Annotated in this window: 23 protein-coding genes; 21 read left to right on the top strand and 2 right to left on the bottom strand. The window is 47.2% G+C overall.

The features are described 5' to 3' along the window. Window positions 1-69 precede the first annotated feature (69 nt). The 7 genes from ACN0VA_RS13155 to ACN0VA_RS13125 all read left to right on the top strand — a co-directional run bounded on the left by ACN0VA_RS13155 (window position 70) and on the right by ACN0VA_RS13125 (window position 6181). Window positions 70-438: a hypothetical protein gene (locus ACN0VA_RS13155; RefSeq protein ID WP_417821605.1), complete on the top strand. Its 369-nt coding sequence runs from the start codon at window positions 70-72 to the stop codon at window positions 436-438. Between the two features lie 101 nt (window positions 439-539). Beyond that, entirely contained in the window at window positions 540-2609 is a 2070-nt protein-coding gene (locus ACN0VA_RS13150; protein ID WP_417821604.1) for a TonB-dependent receptor, read from the top strand. Next, window positions 2609-3865: a hypothetical protein gene (locus ACN0VA_RS13145; RefSeq protein WP_417821603.1), complete on the top strand. Its 1257-nt coding sequence runs from the start codon at window positions 2609-2611 to the stop codon at window positions 3863-3865. The genes ACN0VA_RS13150 and ACN0VA_RS13145 overlap by 1 nt, the downstream gene beginning before the upstream one ends. A 10-nt stretch (window positions 3866-3875) precedes the next feature. Further along, window positions 3876-4364: a redoxin domain-containing protein gene (locus tag ACN0VA_RS13140; protein WP_417821602.1), complete on the top strand. Its 489-nt coding sequence runs from the start codon at window positions 3876-3878 to the stop codon at window positions 4362-4364. Next, on the top strand, window positions 4361-5131 hold the full coding sequence (locus ACN0VA_RS13135) for a TonB family protein (RefSeq protein ID WP_417821601.1): 771 nt from the start codon (window positions 4361-4363) through the stop codon (window positions 5129-5131). The genes ACN0VA_RS13140 and ACN0VA_RS13135 overlap by 4 nt, the downstream gene beginning before the upstream one ends. A gap of 14 nt (window positions 5132-5145) precedes the next feature. Further along, the gene (locus tag ACN0VA_RS13130) at window positions 5146-5766 is read left to right on the top strand and encodes a MotA/TolQ/ExbB proton channel family protein (RefSeq protein WP_188665471.1); all 621 of its coding nucleotides are present in this window, start codon (window positions 5146-5148) and stop codon (window positions 5764-5766) included. Between the two features lies 1 nt (window position 5767). After that, window positions 5768-6181, top strand: a complete 414-nt coding sequence (locus ACN0VA_RS13125; protein WP_417821600.1) for an ExbD/TolR family protein — start codon at window positions 5768-5770, stop codon at window positions 6179-6181. Between the two features lie 23 nt (window positions 6182-6204). On the opposite strand, the gene ACN0VA_RS13120 is transcribed toward ACN0VA_RS13125, so the two are convergent. Continuing rightward, window positions 6205-6873 (bottom strand): GntR family transcriptional regulator, encoded by a 669-nt coding sequence (locus ACN0VA_RS13120; protein ID WP_417821599.1) that lies wholly within the window; start codon window positions 6871-6873, stop codon window positions 6205-6207. A gap of 378 nt (window positions 6874-7251) precedes the next feature. Between ACN0VA_RS13120 and dctP the strand changes: the two genes are divergently transcribed. The 12 genes from dctP (at window position 7252) to ACN0VA_RS13060 (ending at window position 20688) form a co-directional block, all read left to right on the top strand. Beyond that, the gene (gene dctP, locus ACN0VA_RS13115) at window positions 7252-8259 is read left to right on the top strand and encodes a TRAP transporter substrate-binding protein DctP (protein WP_417821598.1); all 1008 of its coding nucleotides are present in this window, start codon (window positions 7252-7254) and stop codon (window positions 8257-8259) included. A 63-nt stretch (window positions 8260-8322) separates the two neighbouring features. After that, entirely contained in the window at window positions 8323-8853 is a 531-nt protein-coding gene (locus tag ACN0VA_RS13110) for a TRAP transporter small permease (RefSeq protein ID WP_417821597.1), read from the top strand. A 1-nt stretch (window position 8854) separates the two neighbouring features. After that, window positions 8855-10171, top strand: a complete 1317-nt coding sequence (locus ACN0VA_RS13105; RefSeq protein ID WP_417821596.1) for a TRAP transporter large permease — start codon at window positions 8855-8857, stop codon at window positions 10169-10171. Further along, the gene (locus ACN0VA_RS13100; protein ID WP_417821595.1) at window positions 10168-11508 is read left to right on the top strand and encodes a malonyl-CoA decarboxylase; all 1341 of its coding nucleotides are present in this window, start codon (window positions 10168-10170) and stop codon (window positions 11506-11508) included. Before ACN0VA_RS13105 ends, ACN0VA_RS13100 begins: the two co-directional genes overlap by 4 nt. A gap of 11 nt (window positions 11509-11519) precedes the next feature. Further along, a complete protein-coding gene (locus ACN0VA_RS13095; protein WP_417821594.1) occupies window positions 11520-13043 on the top strand; it encodes a malonate--CoA ligase in 1524 nt (507 codons plus the stop codon). Between the two features lie 199 nt (window positions 13044-13242). After that, window positions 13243-14721 (top strand): sigma-54 interaction domain-containing protein, encoded by a 1479-nt coding sequence (locus ACN0VA_RS13090; RefSeq protein WP_417821593.1) that lies wholly within the window; start codon window positions 13243-13245, stop codon window positions 14719-14721. A 242-nt stretch (window positions 14722-14963) separates the two neighbouring features. Then, the gene (locus tag ACN0VA_RS13085) at window positions 14964-16145 is read left to right on the top strand and encodes a substrate-binding domain-containing protein (protein WP_417821592.1); all 1182 of its coding nucleotides are present in this window, start codon (window positions 14964-14966) and stop codon (window positions 16143-16145) included. Between the two features lie 92 nt (window positions 16146-16237). Continuing rightward, on the top strand, window positions 16238-17014 hold the full coding sequence (locus tag ACN0VA_RS13080) for an ABC transporter ATP-binding protein (RefSeq protein ID WP_417821591.1): 777 nt from the start codon (window positions 16238-16240) through the stop codon (window positions 17012-17014). After that, entirely contained in the window at window positions 17007-17735 is a 729-nt protein-coding gene (locus tag ACN0VA_RS13075) for an ABC transporter ATP-binding protein (protein ID WP_417821590.1), read from the top strand. The genes ACN0VA_RS13080 and ACN0VA_RS13075 overlap by 8 nt, the downstream gene beginning before the upstream one ends. Then, window positions 17732-18763, top strand: a complete 1032-nt coding sequence (locus ACN0VA_RS13070; protein ID WP_417821589.1) for a branched-chain amino acid ABC transporter permease — start codon at window positions 17732-17734, stop codon at window positions 18761-18763. The genes ACN0VA_RS13075 and ACN0VA_RS13070 overlap by 4 nt, the downstream gene beginning before the upstream one ends. A 12-nt stretch (window positions 18764-18775) precedes the next feature. Further along, entirely contained in the window at window positions 18776-19843 is a 1068-nt protein-coding gene (locus ACN0VA_RS13065) for a branched-chain amino acid ABC transporter permease (RefSeq protein ID WP_417821588.1), read from the top strand. Beyond that, complete coding sequence (locus ACN0VA_RS13060; protein ID WP_417821587.1) at window positions 19840-20688, top strand: alpha/beta fold hydrolase; 849 nt, start codon at window positions 19840-19842, stop codon at window positions 20686-20688. Before ACN0VA_RS13065 ends, ACN0VA_RS13060 begins: the two co-directional genes overlap by 4 nt. A 26-nt stretch (window positions 20689-20714) precedes the next feature. On the opposite strand, the gene ACN0VA_RS13055 is transcribed toward ACN0VA_RS13060, so the two are convergent. After that, a complete protein-coding gene (locus tag ACN0VA_RS13055) occupies window positions 20715-21203 on the bottom strand; it encodes an Lrp/AsnC family transcriptional regulator (protein WP_417821586.1) in 489 nt (162 codons plus the stop codon). Between the two features lie 151 nt (window positions 21204-21354). Between ACN0VA_RS13055 and dgcN the strand changes: the two genes are divergently transcribed. Further along, window positions 21355-22353 carry an N-acetyltransferase DgcN gene (dgcN, locus tag ACN0VA_RS13050; RefSeq protein WP_417821585.1) on the top strand — a complete coding sequence of 333 codons (999 nt, stop codon included), beginning with the start codon at window positions 21355-21357 and terminating at the stop codon, window positions 22351-22353. Beyond that, complete coding sequence (gene dgcA, locus ACN0VA_RS13045; protein WP_417821584.1) at window positions 22350-23333, top strand: N-acetyl-D-Glu racemase DgcA; 984 nt, start codon at window positions 22350-22352, stop codon at window positions 23331-23333. Before dgcN ends, dgcA begins: the two co-directional genes overlap by 4 nt. The last annotated feature ends 4 nt before the right edge of the window (window positions 23334-23337 follow it).

The raw sequence follows: 23337 nt of genomic DNA, 5'->3' as shown, positions 1-23337 counted from the left end.
GTCGTTATGTTGAACGCTAACAGAAATAGAAACATAAAAAAATTGGGCCTTTTGTTAAGAAAAGGAACGATGCGGTTTTTTATTTTGTCTGTTTTGATGATTCAAATTTCGGTCCCTTTAATTACATCGACACCTGTCAATGCCAAGATTGATACTGGCATTGGTGGGGAATATACGGTCATCTGTACCGCGAACGGTTTGAAACTTGTTCGCGTAAGTGATGGGGATGAACCCCCTAAAGCAGAAAATCAGGCGGAGCATTGTTTGAGTTGTCGTCTGGCTTTGTTGGGCTTTTCTTTGCCTGATGCTGGTGACCTGATTGCCGAATATGTAATTTATGAAGGCGAACAACACATTGTCGAGATCGATGCCGGGATAATCCCACAAGGGCGTGTCGTTACCGACAATACGGCACGTGCGCCCCCTCGTCTTGTCTGACTATCAAAAAAACTAAAAACGAGACATCTATCCAATGAATGGCGCTCGCCTCATTGCGTGGGTGGTCTTTATTTGATGAAAAGACAATTGGGGTAATCTTAATGACGACGTTTTTTGCGACGCGTAGCTTGCGCGCATGCTTGCTTGTTTCAAGCGCTTTTGTAATTTGTTCAAATTCTGTTTTTGCTCAAAGCAATATTACACTGGAAGAAGTGACTGTTACCGGTACACGTGAAGCTCAGCCAAAAGCAGAAGTTTCCACGACGATTTCATCTGTTGGTGAAGAAGAAATTCAAAATATCAAGCCACAGCACCCAACAGAAGTTATTGGTCGTGTTGCCGGCGCGCATGCCGCTATTACCGGGGGGGAGGGGCATACGATGGCAATTCGTCAGCCCATTTCGACCAGTCCGGTATATCTTTATCTAGAAGACGGTATTCCGACACGATCAACCGGGTTTTTTAACCATAATGCATTGTATGAAATCAACGTTCCGCAATCCGGTGGTGTCGAGATTTCCAAAGGGCCGGGCTCATCCTTGCAGGGCAGTGATGCCATCGGTGGTGTCATCAATGTCTTGACACGCGACCCTTCGTTGGAAGAAGAGATAAATATGTCTCTGGAATATGGGTCTTTCGGTTTTATGCGTGGTCTGATTGATTACGGCAATAGCTGGGAAAATGATGGTCTGCGTGCCTCGGCCAATATGACCCATACGGATGGTTGGCGCGATTCAACAGCTTATGATCGTCAAGCAACAACCGTTCGATGGGATCATTTTATTGATGATGCCTCCAGCGTTAAAACAGTCTTTTCGGCGTCCAATATCGATCAGGAAACGGCAGGGTCCTCACGCTTAAACCGACAAGACTATGAAAATAGCCCGACAACGAACTACACGCCGATTTCATTTCGCAAAGTGAAAGCACTGCGTTTTTCCAGTGCGTATGAAACGGAAACAGTGGATAGCTTGACGTCTTTGACAGGTTATTTGCGTTGGAACGAAATGGAGATGTTGCCAAACTGGAGCTTGGGTTATGATCCGGTTATTTATAAAACGGGGCATAGTTCTGTCGGTTTGATGAGCAAATATCGTAAAGATTTTGAACCGATGCGCACCCGTCTTGTTGTTGGTGCCGATCTGGATTACAGCCCTGGACAGCGTGATGAGTCAAAGGTGACGCGCACGAAAGTGGGGAACATATACACCAGCTATACGGTCGGGGATCAAATTTATGATTATGATGCGACATTTATGTCCGCTTCCCCATATGCGCATTTGGAAACGTCACCAACCGATAAATTGCGCGTGACCGGCGGCTTACGCCTTGATGCTATCCGTTATGAGTATGACAACCACTTAAGTGTGGTGACAACGGGGAATTGGCGTCGCCATGATGACAATACGGTTAACTTCCTCCATTTGAGCCCAAAGGCGGGGTTAACATACGAATTTTCACCTGAACTTAACGGGTTTGCCTCTTACAAGCATGCCTTTAGAGCACCATCGGAAGGTAACTTGTTTAGATCCGGTAAGGCTGCAGATTCCATCCATCTGGATCCTGTGAAAGTCGATAGCTATGAAATGGGGGTGCGCGGGAAGCCCACACAAGATTTAAGTTATGAATTGTCTGTTTATTACATGAGTAAGCAAGATGACATCTTGACCTATAACGATGGGGTGAACCGATATCAAACCAATGCCGGTGAAACTTTGCACAAAGGGATTGAAGCGAGTATTGGGTATCGCCTGACGGAGGAATGGAAATTCAATCTGGCTTCCTCGTATGCGAAACATACCTATGAAAAATGGATGCCGTCTACAACTGTTGACTATTCTGGTAAAGAGATGAAGTCGGCACCGCGTTGGATTAATAATGCGACCTTAAACTATACGCCGCGTCTTTTGCCTGAATTGAACCTAGAACTTGAATGGGTCAATTTGGGGGAATACTGGATGGATGAAGCCAATACGACAAAGTATGAAGGTCACCATCTGTTTAATTTACGTAGCTCCTATAAAGTCACTGAAAATTTCAATGTTTTTGGCAAGGTGATGAACTTGACGGATCGTCGTTATGCAACGGCGGCCTCGTTAAACGGTACGACGGAAGAATTTGCACCCGGCTTACCTTTATCTGCGTTCTTGGGTATCGAGGTTAAATTCTGATGTTGCGCAAATTAACATTTGCAGCGCTTTTCTTGTTGTTGGGGATTTCTGTTGAGACAGCTTTGGCCGCAGGTGGGACGCATCAACATGGTGGAGGAGGGCAAGAGCCCTCCTTCAACCACTGTTCAAAACTCGAAAATTCACCGTCTTTATTGTGTGCAAATGTGCCCACACCTCATATCGCACCAGATGGCTCACTTTGGCTTATATGGGCAGAACATGGGCATGTTTATGTCGGGCATCGCAAAAATCCCGCAAGTGGTAGTTTTGAAAAAATTTCCCGCATTACAAAACAAGCGCGCCAACTGGATATAAATGGGGAAAGTCGTCCCAAAATTGCTGTTGGACCTCAAGGGGACGTGTATCTCACCTTTACTGCAAAAGGGGAGAAAAAATATACAGGCGTAGTCTATTTTGCGCAGTCCCAAGATGGGGGCAATAGTTTTTCCGTCCCACGAAAGATCAGTGATGAGGAACGTCCCAGTAGTCAACGTTTTGCGACATTAGGTGTGAATAAGCAGGGACGGATTCATATCGCTTGGCTGGATAAAAGGGATTTGTTTACCGCCAAGAAGGCGAAAAATAACTATAGCGGTTCTGCGATGTATTATGCCTTTTCGGATGACCGTGGAAACAGTTTTTCCGCCAATAAAAAGGGTATGGATCACAGTTGTGAATGTTGCCGAACAGCGATGGATTATGATTTAGACGATAATCCTGTGATCATATGGCGTCATATTTTCGGTAAGAATTTCAGAGACCATGCCATGTTGAAAATCAAGGCAGATGGAACGCCGGAAAGAATGGAACGGATCAGCGAAGATGATTGGGCGATTGATGGGTGTCCCCATCATGGACCAGACCTTTCGATCTCTGGATCCGGTATGCGCCATGTGGTCTGGTTTACCGATGCGGATAAACGATCAGGCCTGTTTTATGCCCATCAACAAAAACAAGGCGGGATGTTTTCTGCACCAATGGGGTTTGGCAATCCAGACAATCAAGCCGCTCACCCTCAGGTTCTTTCGGTTGATGAGATTTTATATATCGTATGGAAAGAATTTGATGGGGAGAAAAGCAGCGTCCTTTTGATCCAATCAAATGATGAAGGACAAAGCTGGTCTGCACCGATATCCGTCGCAACAACAAAGGGCGCATCGGATCATCCCTTCTTGATTAAAGATGATAAGGGGCTGTATCTTTCGTGGGCAACAGCCTTTGAAGGATGGCAACTCTTTACGCTTGCACAAAGATAGGAAGGGGAAGATGAAAAAACAGATTATTCTCCTTTTTTTATTTTGTGTTTTTGTTCTGGGCGGGCGTGTAAGTGCTGCTGATACACAGGAACATGCCTTTGATGAGACAAGCTTTCAGGAAATTTTGCATAAGGAAAAGGGACGTCCTCTCATCGTGAATTTCTGGTCATACGATTGTGTGCCCTGTCTGGCGGAAATGGCCGAGTTTGATCATTTTACACAACAACATGATGATGTGAAGTTGACATTGGTGTCCACAGATCCGTGGGATCAAATGAAACGTATCCGCCGAACCTTGGCAAAATATGGGCCACAAAGGTTCGGATCTTGGGTGTTTGCGCATGCATTCGTTGAAAAAATTCGTTTCAGTGTGGACCGCAAGTGGCGAGGGCAATTGCCGCGGACTTATCTTGTCGACCCCGATGGAACGCGACATAGCCTGACAGGGGCGGTAGATGGGGATCGCCTCGATCAATGGTATAAAGGGTTTTCAAAATGACGGCCGTGGCAACTTATCCGTCGTTTATGACACATGAGTTTCGGTTGCCACTTGCATCGTTCTTGGCTCTTTTAGGACATGTCTTGGTCTTGGGTGCCCTGTATTTCATCCCAAAACCAGAGATACAGGCACCCGTGCCGTTAAGCGGTTTCGAAATGGTGGAATTACCGTCACCAACTGTCATGCCTGAGGTCCCCAATGTTCAGCCCGTTGTACCTGAGCTGGACCCCGTTGATCAGCCAATGGAAATGCCACCTGAACCGGAAAAGACAGTTGCAATGGAACCGGAGGTGCCGGACGAAATTGTCGTGGAGAAAAATATTGAGAAGGTCGCAGAACCGGTTGCGCGGGTTAAGGTGATGGTCTTGAAAAAGCCAACCCCGCCAAAAGTTGCTCGTCTTCCTCAAAAGCCTGCTCAACAACCTGTAGAGAAAAAACATCCGGTAAAAATACAGGAGGTGTCGGCTCCGGCCTTGTCGTACATCCCGCCGAATGCGCATGTTTCTTATCTTCGCAATCCAAAACCATTTTATCCCCGCATGGCACGCAAAAGAGGGATGGAAGGTATTGTCCTGCTGTCTGTTTCTGTGAGCGCTAAGGGATTGGTATCTGCTTTATCAATTAAAAAATCTTCAGGGTTTGCTTTGTTGGATAATGCCGCAAAAGAAACCGTCAAAAAATGGAAATTTCAGCCCGCGCAAAAGGGGTTGAAGGCCGTCAATGCTGTTGTCGATGTTCCTATTCGCTTCTCATTGAACGCAAAATGAAAGGAAGTTTCTAAATGTCTGGAACTGATATGTCCTGGTTTGCCTGGTGGAGCGAGGCCGACTGGATTATTCGTAGCGTTTTTATAATATTGGTCCTGTTGTCATTGGCGAGTTGGACAATGATGATCCAGAAGGTTTTTCAATTTAAAAATATTTCGAAATTTGAAAGGCTTGTCCGCCAATACCTTTTGGGATCAAACTCCCCCCGGACCCTTGTTTTACATCACCCGGTGCATGTACCCTCTGTTCATCTAGCGGAAGAACTCCCCGATCATGCGGAGTTGTCAGAATTAAATGAATTTGCGGGGCAGATTTTACGAGAGAAAAAACTGGATTTGGAAAGCGGGCTGACTTTGTTGGCAACAATTGGTAATTCGGCCCCCTTTATCGGGTTGTTTGGCACGGTCTGGGGGATCATGCACGCTTTGCAAGCCCTGGGTGGTGTTGAGCAGATTTCAATGGATATGATTGCCGGACCTGTTGCCGAAGCATTGGTCGCGACCGCTGTGGGTTTGATGGCCGCTATTCCCGCGGTGATTGGCTATAATTTCTTGCTTCGTAAACTGCGCCGATTAAATGCCTTGATTGACGGCAATGCGGTTCGGATCGTTAATCATTGGGGCAGGGGAGATTGAGATGGCACTTGGTGGAAATGGGGCAGATCCTGATCAACCTCTGTCTGAAATCAATGTAACCCCTTTAGTTGATGTCATGCTGGTGTTGTTGGTTATCTTTATTGTGGCGGCGCCCATTATGTCGCAGGCGTTAAGGGTGAACTTACCCAAAGCCAACGGCGCACCGGAAAATGAGCCAATTGTCGCTTCATTGATCGTCCGAGCAAATAGCCAGTTTGAATTGGATGGGGTGATCTATCACAAAGCAGACCTTTTAAATGCCCTTAAGGCTGTTAAGGAAAGCAAAAGAGAGAAAATGGTTGTCCGCTTGGGGGCGGATGCCGATCTCCCTTATCAACGGGTTGCAGATGCGCTTTCTGAATTGAAAAAAGCGGATATATCCAGAATATCGTTTGCTACCGCCTCCCCCGATTAAGTCTAGCCCCAGTAAAGTGAGTGTTATCCCGCATCACTCAGTAAATCCATTGGCAGGCTGGAAATGAAGCTGTTGAAGGACCCTTGTTGGACGGTGACGTGCGCCTTTAAAAGTTCTGATGCTTTGGCGCTGTCCCGTTTTTCAATGGTGTTGAGGATTTCTTCATGTTCTGCAAATGATGTTTGTAATCGGTTTGGGTGTCGCAATTGAATACGGCGGTAAGGGGCAACGCGATTGCGCAGGTTTAAGGTTTGTTGTGCCAGAAAATTATTATGCGCCCCTTGATAAATGCATTCGTGGAAAAGAACGTTTGCATCGTAATAGGCATCGTATTCACCTGCCTCGACAAGTTTTTGCGTATCAAGGTGACGTTCGCGTAATGTTTTAATCTCGTCATTTGTCATGCGCTGGGCGGCTAAGGAGCCGCAAAAGCCTTCAAGCTCGGCCATAACTTCGAACATTTCGATAAGTTCGCGCAGCCCGATTTTACGTACTGTGGCCCCGCGACGTGGCAAGATTTCAATTAAACCGATCGAACTTAATTGGTGCAAAGCTTCACGAACAGGGGTGCGTGAAACATTGAAACGTTCTGTAAGGGATTTTTCATCAAGCCTTGTTCCCGGCTGCAGCTTGCCTGTCAGGATTTCATGTTCGATTTGTTTCATAAGTTCATTTGAGCGTTTTACTGACATATAGGTCGCCTTGTTCAATGAGGTCTATTTCTTCTTATCCTGCAACTTACCATTAAAGAAACAATATGTCACTAATTGTATACAATTTTTAAATTGAAAAAAACAAAAAGAAGTCCCGGGGAGACGGGGCTTTTAGTTTTTGTGCTCTCGATCAGCACCACGGGAGGTTTGAAGAAAGCTGTATATGTGCAAATACATACGCTTCTTCATTCTCGTTGGAGTAAGTGTGAAGGTATATGATCAGAAAAATACAATCAATATATTTTTGTATACAAGATGTCTTGACATTGTATCCTCTTGCTGGAATAAATACTTTATAACGAAACTAAATACGTGAAAATCACGATTCAAATAAGACAATTACAAGGGAGTAATTTCATGTCTGTAAAAAAACTGTTCAGTGTCGCATCTGCGAGTGCACTCATGTTCGGTATGGCTGCATCTGTCTTTTCTGGGCAGGCTGAAGCGAAAGTACTGAAAGCGTCACATCAGTGGAATACAAAAGATGTCCGTCACCAAATGGTCCAGATTATTGCGGATGAGGTTGGTAAGGCAAATGTAGGCTTGGATGTTAAAATTTATCCATCCAAGTCGCTTTTCAAGCCGAAAGAGCAATGGGGACCTTTAACAAAAGGGCAGTTGGATATTACGGCCTTCCCATTGGCCTATGCTGCAAGCCGTCACCCTGAGTTTGATGCGACTTTAATGCCGGGATTGGTGAAAAATCATGACCATGCGGCGCGTTTGAATGACTCTCCCTTCATGGATGATATTAAGGCTATTATTGATAAAGCTGGTGTTGTTGTGCTGGCGGATGGTTGGCTCGCTGGTGGTTTTGCCTCCAAGAAAAACTGCATTTTAAACCCGGAAGATATTCAGGGCCAAGTCTCCCGTGCGGCAGGTAAGGCGTTTGAGCAAATGCTTGTTGGGGCAGGTGCTTCGATTGCATCTATGCCGAGTTCGGAAATTTACACAGCGATGCAAACCGGCGTTTTGGATGCGGCCAATACGAGTTCCGGCAGTTTTGTTTCTTATCGTGTGTATGAACAAACAAAATGTTTGACGGCACCGGGGGCAAATGCGCTGTGGTTTATGTATGAACCGATTTTAATGTCTAAAAAGACGTTCAATAAATTGAATAAAGACCAGCAAGCCGCCCTTATGGCTGCGGGCCAAAAAGCGGAAGACTTCTTCTTTGGTGCAGCTAAAGAGCTTGATAGCAAAATGGTTGATGCCTTTAAAAAAGCCGGTGTTGAAGTCGTCGAAATGACGAGTGAGCAGGCTCAGAAATGGCGGGATATCGCCAACAAGACGTCTTATGCGGAATTCGCCAAAAAAGTTAAAAATGGTGAGGCGTTAATCCAAAAAGCACTGGCCGTTAAATAAGTTTCGGGACCCGTCCTCGTTGGGCGGGTTCTCCCACTTCTTTTAACGATATAGCCGAGTTGTATGATGGATTTTTTCTTTAAATCAATTCATGGGATTTCCATTGCTTGCGGTGTCGTTGCATCGCTTCTGGTGGGAAGTTCTATCTTCGTTGTCTGCCAAATGGTGTTCATTCGTTATATCCTAAATGGATCGACTGTTTGGCAAACAGATTATGTAACCTTTGCACTGGTCGGTGCGACCTTTATCGGTAGCCCTTATGTCTTGCTGTTAAAGGGCCATGTCAATGTGGACTTGTTGCCACATTATTTATCTTACCCACAACGCGCTGTTCTTGCCTATTGCGGCTCTTTGTTGGGCCTGCTGTTTTCTGCAACGCTCGCTTACTACGGTTTTGAGTTGTTCCATGAAGCATGGGAAGGCAACTGGGTAAGTGAAACGGTATGGGAATTACCGTTATGGATCCCGTATTTGGCGATGCCTGTCGGGGTCGGTTTGCTCGCATTACAATATGTCGCCGATATTATGGCGTTGATTACGGGTCGTGAAATGCCTTTCGCGATGGAAAAACATAGCGAGTTGGAAGGAGAATAAAATGGACCCAATCATTATTGGAATTGTCATTGCGGTTGTCTTGGTTCTTGTGTTGGGCTCGGGCATTCCGGTTGCCTTTGGATTGGGAATTGTTTCCGTCGGAGCTTTGTTCTTTTTGGAAGGCCCAGATTCTATCTCCGGTATTGCGGAAACATTTTATGCCGGACTTGCCGAATTTACGTTGGTTTCCATCCCCATGTTTATTGTCATGGGGGCCGTTGTGGCGTCATCACCTGCCGGAAAAGATCTTTATACCGCGCTTGATCGCTGGTTAAACAAGGTACCCGGCGGCTTGATCTTATCAAATCTGGGGGCGTGTTCCATCTTTGCGGCCTTGAGTGGTTCTTCCCCTGCAACCTGTGCCGCAATTGGGAAAATGGGTATCCCTGAAATGCGTCAGCGCGGCGTACCTGATGGATTGGCAACCGGGTCAATTGCAGCAGGTGGTACGTTAGGTATTTTGATCCCCCCTTCAATTACGATGATCGTTTATGGGGTTGCAACGGAAACTTCCATCGGGCGATTGTTTTTGGCAGGTTTAATTCCGGGCTTCCTGTTAACGATGCTCTTTATGGCATGGTCGGTTTTTTCAGCATGGCGTCGTGATCCTGCGTTTTTAAGTAAGGCACAAAGCTATTCCTGGGGACAGCGCTTTTCGATTTTGCCGCGTGTTCTTCCTTTCCTTGCGATTATTGTTGGTGTTCTTTATGTGCTTTATGGCGGGGTTGCAACACCGTCAGAAGCAGCAGGCGTTGGGGCACTGTTGTGTTTTATCGTTGCCGTTGTGGTTTACAGGCTCTACTCCTTTAAAAAAATCTGGACCATTCTGTCTGACTCGATGAAAGAAAGCGTGATGATCTTAATGATCATTGGGGCTTCTGCGTTATTTAGCTACACCTTATCTTCGCTATTCGTCACACAGACAGTTGCGGAAACAATTGCGACATTAGAGGTCAATCGCTGGGTCTTATTGGCGTGTATCAATATATTCCTGTTGGTGTCGGGCATGTTTTTGCCGCCTGTTGCCGTGATTTTGATGACGGCACCGATTTTGCTGCCAATTATTACAGCAGCCGGATTTGATCCTTATTGGTTTGCGGTGATTTTAACCATCAATATGGAAATCGGTTTGATTACCCCGCCTGTTGGATTGAACCTTTATGTTATCAACGGGATTGTGCCGGATATCTCACTCACAACGGTTCTGAAAGGCGCTTTTCCTTTTGTTATCTGTATGGTTCTGGCCATTGTTATTCTGTGCTTTGTTCCTGAACTGGCGACTTGGTTACCGACAGCCGTTATGGGGACCGCGCAATGAGGAAAGAACTGTTTCAAAAGGCGATTAATTCCATTGCGGACGCTGGTCGTGAAATGTTGAACAGGCGCATGCAGGTTGTCAGCCCAACTCAAAAGACCGAGGTTACGATTTCTCAGCTTTGCCGCGATTTATTATCGGAAAAAGGCGAAGCCTTGGGAACGGCCCTCGCATGTAATGTGATGGACGCATACAAGCGTCTGGATGAGGCGGGCCGCTTGGCTTTCTTTCATATGCTTCGCGATGAATTTGAACCTGAACAAGAGGCACTGGAAGATGCGATCTATACCTATCTAAACGATCCATCCAAGGAAAATCGGCAGTTTCTTGAAAAACATGTGGAAGCACCGCGTCAAGCTTTGATCCGCGCCATGAATATGGCACCAGGTGGGACAGATGCTTTACTGGGTATGCGTGAAGATCTTTTGACATTTGTGAAAGAAGACAAATCGTTGAAGGTTGTTGATGCAGACTTTGTGCATTTGTTTTCGTCTTGGTTTAATCGTGGTTTTTTACGTATTCAGGAAATCTCGTGGGAAACACCGGCGACGGTTTTGGAAAAAATCATTGAATATGAAGCTGTTCATGCGATTGCGGACTGGTCCGATCTTCGACGGCGTTTGGCACAAGATCGTCGTTGCTATGGCTTTTTCCATCCGGCTTTGCCCGGCGAACCTTTGATCTTTGTCGAAGTGGCTTTAACGAACGATCTTTCCGGGTCTGTACAACCATTGCTCAGCCATGATGTTGTGGGCAAAGCGGAAGAGGCAAATACGGCGATTTTCTATTCCATTAGTAACTGTCAGAAAGGGTTGCTGGGCATTTCGTTCGGTAATTTCTTGATCAAACAGGTTGTGATGGAATTGAAACAGGAATTACCGAATATCAAAACGTTCTCAACCCTTTCACCGATCCCGCTTTTTCGCAAGTGGTTGGATAACGCGTTTGAAGGCGGGCAAGTTTCTGATTTGTTAAGTGAACCGGGATTGGCGGATGCCTATTTTGAATTCAAACAGCGCAATATCAAAAGCAGTGCTGATTTGAAGGATGAAGATCAGTCCCTTTTGACGCGTTTGTGCGGATATTATCTGACGCAGGTGAAACGTAAAAATATGCCGTACGATCCGGTGGCCCGTTTCCATCTTGGGAACGGGGCTCGTTTGGAACGAATAAACTGGTTGGGCGATGTGTCCGCCAATGGGGTCCGGCAATCGTACGGGCTGATGGTCAATTATCTGTATGACCTGCCTTCCATTGAGAAAAACCATGAAGCCTATGTCAATAATGATGAAGTCATCGTTTCGGATGCGGTCTCGCGTCTTATTGAAACGCATAAATAAGGAAAAATAAAATGTATGAAAGCAATTACTTAGCAGGAAACTTGCGGGCATCATCGCAGGGGCGTGACCAAGCCTTATTTGCCAAGACCCAAGATGGGCGCACCTTATCATATGGGGAGTTTTTCAAAGGGGCGGAAACCTATGCCGCTGCTTTAATGTCCAAGGGGGTGTTGCCCGGTGACCGGGTGGCCGTGCAAGTCGATAAGTCGATTGAGGTTTTACAGCTTTATGTCGGGACGATCATTGCCGGTGGGATCTTTTTACCGTTGAATACGGCTTATACCCCTGCTGAAATTGAATATTTTCTAGGGGATGCCAGCCCGCGTGTTTTTGTTTGTTCCAGCAAAAATAAAGAGGCATTGTCGCCTGTCGCAAAAAAATGCGGCGTTACCGCACTGGAAACAATGGACGGTGATGGGAGCGGCAGCCTACCGGATTTGGCGGCAACACAAATGGCCGGAGTAAAAGCGGTTCCGCGCGCAAAAGATGATTTGGCGGCAATTCTTTATACATCCGGGACAACGGGACGGTCCAAAGGTGCGATGTTGTCACATGGTAATCTTTGGAGTAATGCGGCAACCTTGCGTGATTATTGGCATTTTACATCTGAGGACAGACTTATTCATGCCCTGCCTATTTTTCATACGCATGGCCTGTTTGTGGCGACAAATGTCACGTTTGCAGCAGGTTCAGCACTTGATTTCATGGCAAAATTTGATGCGGATGACGTGCTAAAGGCAATGGCAAATGCGACGGTTTTGATGGGGGTGCCGACTTTTTACGTCCGCCTTTTAAAACATGAAAAACTGGATAAGGAACATACGAAAAATATGCGTTTGTTTGTATCTGGATCCGCCCCGTTGTTGTCGGAAACGCATGATTTATGGAAAGAAAAAACAGGTCATGCCATTTTGGAACGTTATGGGATGACGGAAACCAATATGAACACGTCAAACCCCTATGATGGCGAAAGACGCGCGGGAACCGTCGGGTTTCCACTTCCCGGCGTTGAGGTGCGTATTATGGATGGTGAGACTGAATTACCACGCGGCGAAATCGGTTCGATCGAAGTGCGAGGCCCAAATGTTTTTCAGGGGTACTGGCAAATGCCGGAAAAAACCAAAGAAGAATTACGTGAGGATGGCTTCTTGATCACAGGCGATCTCGGCATGATTGATGATCGGGGCTATGTCTCTATCATCGGTCGGTCAAAAGATTTGATTATTTCAGGGGGCTATAATGTCTATCCAAAAGAAATCGAGTTGATGATTGATGATATCGATGGTGTGGTGGAGTCCGCTGTCATCGGTTTGCCTCATCCAGATTTTGGGGAAGGCGTTTGTGCGGTGATTGTGAAAGATCCACATGCTGATTTAAGCGATAAAACCATTATGGATGCGATTTCCACGGATTTAGCAAAATATAAACAACCGAAAAAAGTCTTCTTTGTGGACGAGTTGCCCCGAAATACAATGGGGAAAGTTCAAAAGAAAAGTCTGCGTGACGATTATAGTGATACCTTCATCGCGACATAACATACTTGTTATTATTCGTCCTTTAAAAGAGTTCCCAACCTGTTGGTTTGGGAACTCTTTTTTTGAGGATAATTGAATGAGGTCTTGCTGCAAGTGGATAAAAAGGCATGGACTTTGTTGAGAGTGAAGACGTAAGGTGGCGCGATATTTGCTATAATAACATATAATTATAAACAGGTAGGCGCAAAGAGACTGTAAGATGGCGGATCCGTTCCAGTTTTTCTTTCGATTGAAAAAAGTCGAACAACCAAATATTGAGGGCGAAATCCGGCTGAAAGCTGCACGCACGCTTGTGAAGGTCTTTGACGATCTTTACGAAGGGGCGTTTGCGGTGGATACGTCATGCCGGATCATCTGGATGAATGATAAGTTCAAGGCCTTGATAGGCTGGAATGGGACAGAACCGCTGGAAGGTCGCGACCTGTCAGAAATTTTGCCTCATACGGATATGAAACGGGTCATTGAAAAGGGGCAGCCGGACCTGATCGATATTGTTGATTTGGGGGAGCGTCAAATTACGATTTCACGTATTCCTTTAAGTGATGACAATGATCAAGTCGTTGGGGCGATGGGGGTCATTCTGTTTGATCGCCTGAATGCCCTTAAACCGTTGGTTTCGCGCTTTCAAAACATGCAAAATGATTTGAAAAGGGCGGAAAAAGAATTGGCGGCCACCCGTCAGGCAAAATACCGTTTTTCAAACTTTGTCGGTAATGCCAAAGCGGTCCAGGAGTTGAAACGTCAAGCGCGCCGTGCCGCAGAACGCGATGTTCCGGTCTTGTTATTGGGCGCGACAGGGACGGGGAAAGAGCTTTTGGCCCACGCGATCCATCACACGTCGGGACGTTCCAAAGCGCCGATGGTTCGGATTAATGTATCTGCCATACCCGAAGGCTTGCTGGAAGCTGAATTGTTCGGTACAGCCTCGGGCGCTTATACGGGAGCATCCAAAAAAGATCGTCTCGGCAAGTTTCAACTGGCGGATGGCGGGACGCTGTTTCTGGATGAAATCGGTGATATGCCAGCCAGTTTGCAACCCAAGCTCTTGCGTGTGTTGCAGGAAAGGGAATTAGAACCGGTCGGATCGAACAAGGTGCAATCGGTTGATGTGCGTGTCATCAGTGCGACCAGTCGAAATCTTGAGAAAATGGTGCAGGACGGGGACTTTCGCGCGGACCTTTATTATCGTTTAAATGTCGTGCCTTTAATTGTACCGTCTTTAAAAGAACGGCCATCGGACTTACCGCGTCTATGCGATGTATTGCTGGATCACATCGGGGAAGCAACAGGCCAGCCCACGCCGACTTTGGCGGATGAAGCTGTCGAGCTTTTGAAGCTGTATGACTGGCCCGGAAATGTGCGCGAGCTGCGCAATATACTGGATCAGGCTTGTGCGCGCTTTGATGACGATATACTGGATGAAAACCATATTATCGAATTGATCCCCAGCCTTGCAAAACGTCAAAAACATATTCAGGCAGTGGCCGATAATGCAGGATTTGATCCCCTGCCGGAAGGCAAGAAACTGAAAGAGGTTCTGGCTGATATTGAACGTCAGGCCTTAATTAAGGCACTGGCGGAAGAAAATAATGTGAAATCCAGAGCGGCAAAAAGGTTGGGGATTTCTCGCGCACAGTTTTATGAAAAGCTGACTTCTTTTGGCATACTGTCCGAATAACCGGACAGTATGCAGGTGTATGGTTTTTAGACACTCACGAACTTAATTAAATAAAACAATAGGTTATGTGTTTTTTGAGGCTTTGTGTCTGATGAGCCGGACAGTTTTGAGATCATGGAAGCACGCATCAGATCTATATATCCATGATAAATTGGCAGATATGGGCCTTTTTTTTAATCTGGCACACCTTTTGCCTTTCAGAGGGCAGTTATAAAAAAATATTATTTAACAGGGAGCCTAAAATGAAGTTGCCACATTTTGCTGTGGCGCTGGCCTGCGCTGTAGGTCTAAGCGTTCAAGCACAAGCCGCTGATCCGATCAAGATTGCTCATGTTTATGGGAAAACAGGCCCGTATGAGGCCTATGCGAAACAATCTCATACCGGATTGATGATGGGGCTGGAATATGCCACAGGCGGGACCATGAAAGTAAATGGCCGCACGATTGAAGTTATTGAAAAAGATACTCAGTTAAAACCGGATTTGGGAAAAGCCTTGCTGGCAGAGGCATACGCCGATGACGAAGTTGATCTGGCGATTGGTCCGGTCTCTTCCGGTGTGGCGCTTGCCATGCTGCCGGTTGCGCAGGAATATGAAAAACTGTTGCTGGTCGAACCGGCAGTCGCTGATTCCATTACAGGCGAGAAATGGAACCGCTATATTTTCCGCACGGGTCGCAATTCGTCTCAGGATGCGATTGCAAACGCGGTTGCATTGGGGCAGGACGGCGTGAAAATTGCGACATTGGCACAAGATTATGCTTTTGGTCGTGACGGTGTTGCCGCCTTTAAAGAAGCCTTACAAAACACAGGGGCCGATCTGGTCTTTGAAGAATATGCCCCGCGCGATACCAAAGATTTCACAGCGTCTGCACAACGTCTGTTTGATGCGTTGGATAAAGAAAAGGGTCGCAAAATTATTTTTGTGATCTGGGCAGGTGCCGGTAACCCGATGGGTAAGATCAAGGCCATGAACCCGGAACGATTTCATGTAGAACTGGCAACGGGCGGCAACATTCTGGCGGTTATGAAAGCGTTGAAATCGCTGCCGGGGATGGAAGGCGCAACTTACTATTACCATGATATTCCGCAAAATGATGCGAACAAGTGGCTGGTGTCTGAGCATTACAAACGTTTTGATAGCCCGCCGGATTTCTTCACCGCTGGCGGTATGACAGCAGGTATGGCGGTTGTTGCAGCGCTGAAGAAAGCCGGTTCAACCGATACGGATGAGCTTATTTCTGCGATGGAAGGTATGGCGTTTGAGACGCCAAAAGGCAAAATGATATTCCGCAAAGAAGACCATCAGGCCTTGCAATCCATGTATCACTTTAAGCTGAAAGTGGACCCGAATGTGGAATGGGCTGTCCCGGAACTCGTACGTGAAATTTCGATCAAAGAAATGAACGTTCCTATCCGTAACTAACACGACCATCGTGTCACTCCCCAGAAAGAGGGAGGCGCCTGACCCACGCGTTTTCCTCTTTCTTCCCCTTTTTCTAACTTCGGAAAAATTTGATGACAGGTCAAGAACATCCCGTTCTGCGCACCGACGGTCTGAGCGTTCGTTTCGGTGGTCATGTGGCGGTCAATAACGTCACAGCAGAATTTCAACGTGGCACATTGACTGCGATTGTCGGTCCCAACGGTGCCGGGAAAACAACCTTTTTCAATCTGATCTCCGGTCAGTTGAAAGCCACGGCAGGGCGCGCGTTCCTGAACGAGGAGGATATTACCTCTTTGCCCGTTTCCGAACGCACGCACAAAGGATTGGCTCGTGCGTTTCAACTGACCAATCTGTTTTCAAACCTTACAGTGCGTGAAAACGTGCGCTTGGCGGTACAAAGTCGTGCCGGGATCGGTTTGAATATTTTTTTGATGGCAGATCGTCATCGTGAACTAAATGAAAAGGCAGATCACTTTCTGGCCCGCGTTGGTTTGTTTGAACAAGCCGATGTGATGGCCTCCACATTGCCACATGGCGGACAGCGCAAACTCGAGGTTGCTCTGATGCTGGCCCTGGAACATGACGTTTTGATGTTTGATGAACCAACCGCAGGAATGAGTGTGGATGAAGTGCCGGTCATTCTGGATCTAATCCACGAAATTAAGGCTGATAAAAACAAAACGGTTCTGATGGTGGAACATAAAATGGATGTGATCCATTCACTGGCAGATCGCATTATTGTCCTGCACAACGGGTTTCTGGTCGCCGACGGCGCGCCAAAAGAGGTTATGTCCTCCCCGATTGTACAGGAAGCTTATTTAGGGACAGGAGTTGCTGACCATGTCTGATCAACTTTGTCTAAATTTACAAGGTGTACATACCCACATCGGGCACTATCACATCCTGCAAGGGGTGGATATGGCGGTTCCGCGTGGGGGGGTGACCATGTTGCTGGGGCGAAACGGTGCCGGTAAAACAACAACCATGCGCACGATCATGGGGTTATGGCAGGCGAGCCAAGGCCGTGTGACCTTCAACGGTCATGATATTACGAAAAAGGAAACTCACGATATCGCCAAAGGCGGGATTTCCTACGTGCCGGAAGATATGGGTATCTTTTCTGCACTGAGTGTCAAAGAAAATATGATACTGGCGGCGCGTACAGGCGATATGGATGAAACGCGCCTCGATTGGATTTTTCAACTCTTCCCGGCAATGAAAAAATTCTGGAACTGGCCGGCGGGTAACCTGTCCGGTGGGCAAAAACAGATGCTGGCAATTTCACGGGCGGTGATTGAGCCCAGTAGCCTGCTGTTGGTGGATGAGCCGACCAAAGGTCTGGCCCCGGCAATTATCGGTGCATTGACGGAAGCCTTTATGGAATTGAAGCAAACCGACACCACAATCTTGATGGTGGAGCAGAATTTTCAAATGGCAAAAACCATCGGGGACACCGTCTGTGTCATGGATGATGGACGGGTTGTTCATAGTGGCAAAATGTCTGATTTAGCCGAAAATGAACAGTTGCAGGAACAACTGCTGGGCCTGAGCATGGGGGCACACCAATGAGTACGAACGATAACGGGTTGAGCGCATCAAGCGCGCCAAAATTTTCGGTTCTGTCCGAACGGAACCTGCCTTTATTGGCGACGGCGATTGTCTCTTTGGCGGCACTGGCCTTGATCGGTCAGATGGATACATGGGTGACATTGACCTTGGCCGGGCTGGCGATGGGAATGATGATTTTCGTCATGGCCTCTGGTCTGACGTTGGTTTTCGGTCTGATGGATGTGTTGAATTTTGGTCACGGGGCATTTATTTCGCTTGGGGCCTTTGCCGGTATTTCAGTGTTACTGATGTTGCCAAGCTGGACCGGCGCTGACATTGCCTTTTTGAATATCGCAGCGATTTTACTGGCTGTTGTGGCGGCGATGGGCCTGACCGGGCTTGCCGGTTATGTCTTTGAGCGGGTGATCGTAAAACCGGTATATGGCGACCACTTGAAACAGATTTTGATTACGATGGGCGGTCTGATTGTGACCGAACAATTGATATATGTGTTGTGGGGGCCGGATGAAATTACCATTTTACGCCCGTTAGCTTTGCAGGGGTCTTTCACCTTCGGTACAGTTGCGATTGAAAAATTCCGTTTGTTAGCGGTGGTTCTGGGCTTGATTATTTTCTTTGCCATGCGCTGGACACTGAATGGCACCCGTCTGGGGCTTGTGATCCGTGCCGGTGTGGAAAACCGCGAAATGGTCAGTGCCTTGGGCTATCGTATTTCCATGGTCTTTATTTTGGTCTTTGTCGCAGGTTCGGCCTTGGCTGGATTTGGGGGCGTGTTGTGGGGACTGTATGAAGAAGTCGTCACCGCACATATGGGCATGAATGTCATGATCCTGATCTTTATCGTTGTCATTATCGGGGGGCTTGGGTCCGTGGAAGGGTGCTTTATTGGTGCCTTAATGGTTGGCTTGTTGGCGAACTACACAGGCTATCTGGTCCCAAAAGTGGCGTTGGGGTCCAACATTCTGTTGATGGTCCTTATTCTGATGTGGCGTCCGGAAGGATTGCTGCCGGTCAATAAAAGTCGATAGGGGGCCTGATTGATGTTTTCTTATATTTTCTCCGGTGACTTTCCACGTTCAAAAATGCTGACATTGTTGTTAGTTGTGATCGTGGTTGGACTTGTGCTGACACCGTGGTTGTTCCCGGGGTCACGTTCGATGGAAACGGCAATGCGGATTGCCATCTTTATTGTGCTTGTCGCCAGCTATGACTTGTTGCTGGGCTATACAGGTATTGTCTCTTTTGCCCATACCATGTTTTTTGGCATCGGTGCCTATGGGGTGGCGATTACGCTCAATGAAATGGGGCGTAGTTACGAAGGCATCGTCATCGGGACGGTTTTGGGATTTATCTGTTCTGTCTTATTGGCCTTTTTTATTGGTTTGTTCAGCCTGCGGGTGAAGGCGATCTTTTTTGCCATGGTGACCTTGGCGGTCGCCAGTGCCTTTACATTGCTGGTGTCTCAGCTTTATCAATTTACCGGTGGTGAAGATGGTTTGACCTATTCCATCCCGCGCGAGTTATCTCCGGCGTTTAAGCTGGTTCAGGACAAAGTCTTTGGCGTGCGGATTAACGGGAAGCTGTTGCTTTATTATTGCATCCTGTTTGCCTCGTTCGGGTTATTCCTGTTCATGCTGCGGGTGGTGAATTCACCGTTCGGGCGCGTGCTACAGGCAATCCGTGAAAATGAATTTCGTGCCGAAGCGATTGGCTATCGTACCGTGATTTACCGCACAGCAACAAATTGTCTGGCGGCCGGGGTTGCCGCATTGGCAGGCAGCCTGATGGCAATATGGTTGAAATATACCGGACCGGACACGACGCTTAGCCTCAATATCATGGTTGATATCCTGTTAATGGTCGTGATCGGCGGTATGGGGACATTGTATGGTGCGGTTATTGGATCAACCTTGTTCATCATGGCGCAGAATTATCTACAGGAATTGATGAAGATGGCTTCTGATCAATTTAGTGCAATGGGCCTGCCCCTGCTGCCGGAATTGATCCATCCGGACCGTTGGTTGTTGTGGTTTGGCATTCTTTTCATTCTCTCGGTTTATTTCTTCCCGACAGGCATTGTTGGTCGACTTAGAAAGGTAAAAACATGACGCAGACACCCGTTTCACATTATATCACCTGTCAGGGGCTGGAGGTTCACGTCACAGAATGGGGCAAAGGCAATGCGGAGAAAATAATCATGTGGCATGGCCTCGCGCGTACAGGTCGTGACTTTGATCCGTTGGCACAGATTCTAGCCGAACGCTATCACATCATCGCACCGGATACGATTGGACGCGGCCTGTCACAATGGGCGGTTCAACCGGACACGCAATATTGTCTGGATTTTTATGGCAAAATCGCAAGCGATCTCTGTGCCCACTTTGGATTTAAAACTTATAAATGGATAGGGACGTCTATGGGGGCGGCACTTGGCATTCGTCTGGCGGCAACCACAATGCGTGACAATATGACCCATCTTGTCTTGAACGATATGGGGCCAAAAATTGAACCGTCTGCGATTGAACGTATCCTGACTTATGCAGGTAATCCACCTGTGTATCAAACTGTCAGTGAAATGGAACAAGGCTTGCGCACGATCTATAAACCTTATGGCTACTTGACGGATGAACAATGGCGTTTGATGACAGAAACATCCGTGCGTCGTAATCCTGATGGCACAGTCACCATGCATTATGATCCAAAGATGGTGCGTCAGTTTATTGTCCATCCCAATGATTATGACCAATGGGATTATTTTAACAGCATTGAATGCCAGATATTGCTGATACGGGGGGCAGAAACGGATCTGCTATCCACAGAAACCCGCGACGCTATGTTGGCAAATAACCAGAATTGCGACCTTTATGAAGTTGAAGGTGTCGGTCATGCGCCAGCGATGAATGTCGCAGAACAAATTGAGCGTATTCGAAGCTTTCTAGACAGATCGAAATGATGTTTAGGTAATGCCGAATACAGTTGCTAGCTTTGGCTGAACTTCAAAGGAACATGCAAGCCGACTTTCACACGATCCGATACGATATTGGATTGATAACGTTTGACATTGGGGGCGTCTGCGAAATATTGCCGGGCGAAGGTCTCGTATTCCTGCAGGGTATCTGTCGATAACATGACGATAAAGTCGACCTTGCCTGATATAAAATAGCATTGCTGGACCTGATCCAGTTTTAACATGGTTTGGCGAAACTCGTTCAACAGGTCACTGCGTACGCTTTCCAGCTTGACTTCAACAATGGTCAGAATTTTATCCGCGACGATTTTAGGGGACAGAATAGAAATATCGGCTGCAATCACCCCTTCATTGCGCAATCGTTTGATACGACGTTGAACGGAGGAACGTGACGACCCGACCTTTTCTGCTAGGACCACGGCGGAAAGCTGATTGTCTTTCTGCAATAAATTCAACAACTGTCGATCTATTTTGTCCAATTCGATTGGTAATTTGCTCATTCCTGTGCCTGATATGATCCCAAAAACCCAATTGAGTTACAAACTATGGGTACATTACCACGCATATTCGTGCAAACTAAAAACATATTTGAATTCAACCTTCCAGCCACCATTTGTCTTTTATCTGGTGCCAATGAAAAGAGTATGACGCATGGAGATCAAACGCCCTTATTTGCTGTTCCTCGGTGATGCCGCCGATCCGCTTGCTGCCAAAGTTGCCCAAGGTATCAAGGATTGGCGACCTGAAAACGCGATGGCTCAATTCCGTCTGGAGGGATGTAAAGCCGATCTTGGCCTTCAGGATATGACGATTGAAGAAGCCGTCAAAGCCGGTTGTAAGACAATGGTGATCGGTGTTGCCAATCGCGGTGGCGTGATTTCAGATGCCTGGATCCGTGTTCTGATTGATGCCCTTGAAAATGGGCTGGATTTGGCTGCCGGTTTACATAACAAACTGGCGGATATACCGGAACTGGTCGCTATTGCTGATCGTTTGGGACGTCAGCTTTTTGATGTGCGCCATCCAACAGAAATTTACCCGGTTGCTTCGGGCAAAAACCGTACAGGTAAACGCCTGTTGCCTGTTGGCACAGATTGTTCCTGCGGTAAAATGTACACCGCCCTTGCCCTTGAAAAAGAAATGCGGGCACGTGGCATGAAAGCCGATTTCCGCGCAACCGGACAAACCGGTATTCTAATTACAGGATCTGGTGTTTCTATTGATGCGGTTGCAGCAGATTTTATTTCAGGGTCGGTTGAAACCATTTCCCCGAATAATGATAGCGATCATTGGGATTTGATTGAAGGCCAAGGTTCCCTGTATCACGCCTCATTTGCGGGTGTAACGGCAGGCCTTATTCATGGCGCACAGGCCGATGCGCTCATCCTTTGCCATGAACCGACCCGTACACATATGCGCGGATTGCCCGAATATCCGATCCCATCAATGCAAGCCGTCATGGATCTGGCCTTGCATATGGCACAGTTGACTAATAAAGAGGCTAAATTCGTTGGCATCTGTGTCAATACATCCAACCTTTCTGATGAAGATGCCGAGAAATTTATGCGCGAAACTGAAGAAAAATTTGGTTTGCCGTGTGTTGACCCTGTTCGAAACGGTGTTGGGCGGATCGTGGATGTGCTGCAATGACGGTTTCACTTAAGGTCAGTCATAAATCCTGGCCCATTGCCGGTAGTTTCACCATCTCACGCGGATCAAAAACCACCGCTGATGTTGTTGTCGCTGAAATTCACGAAGGTGAGTATATCGGACGTGGTGAATGCGTTCCCTATGCGCGCTATAACGAAAGTATTGAAAGCGTCACAGACCTGATTAACGGTTTGAAAAATGATGTTGAAAATGGTTTGACCCGCACGGACTTGCAATCACGCCTTCCCGGTGGGGCGGCGCGCAATGCCCTTGACTGCGCTTTTTGGGATTTAGAAGCCAAGAAAGCAGGTAAACGGGTATGGGACTTGGCGGGTTTTTCTTCGTTTCATAACCTTACGACGGCTTATACATTGTCGTTGGATACGGCTGAGAACATGGGGCAAAAGGCCAATGAGGTTGCGCATCTGCCTTTGTTAAAACTCAAACTGGCCGGTCCCGGTGATTTGGATCGTGTCATCGCTGTGCGAAACGGTGCGCCCAATGCCCGTATTATCGTGGATGCCAACGAAGGATGGACGGCCGATATCTATACAGAGCTTGCGCCAAGGTTGGTGGCGCTGGGTGTTGAGATGATTGAACAGCCGTTACCTGCTGGGGATGATGCGATTTTGGCAGAAATTGAACGTCTTGTACCTGTATGTGCCGATGAGTCGTGTCACGGTCTGGCTTCCCTTGATGATATTAAAGGGAAGTACGACATGATTAACATTAAACTGGACAAAACAGGTGGCCTGACAGAAGCGCTGTCTCTCAAACAAGCGGCACAGAAAGACGGGCTTGGCATTATGGTGGGCTGCATGCTGGCCACATCCTTGGCAATGGCCCCGGCAATGGTTGTTGCTCAAGGGGCAAAGGTCGTTGATCTGGATGGTCCCCTTTTGTTGGCCGAAGACCATGAAAATGCAATTGAATTTAAAAATGGAACAATGTTTCCGCCAAAGCCTGCACTTTGGGGATAATGAA

This window comes from Terasakiella sp., from assembly GCF_048267425.1.
Lineage (GTDB): Bacteria > Pseudomonadota > Alphaproteobacteria > Rhodospirillales > Terasakiellaceae > Terasakiella.
The sequence above is the reverse complement of the archived record's forward strand: the minus strand, read 5'-3'. Positions and strand labels throughout refer to the sequence as shown.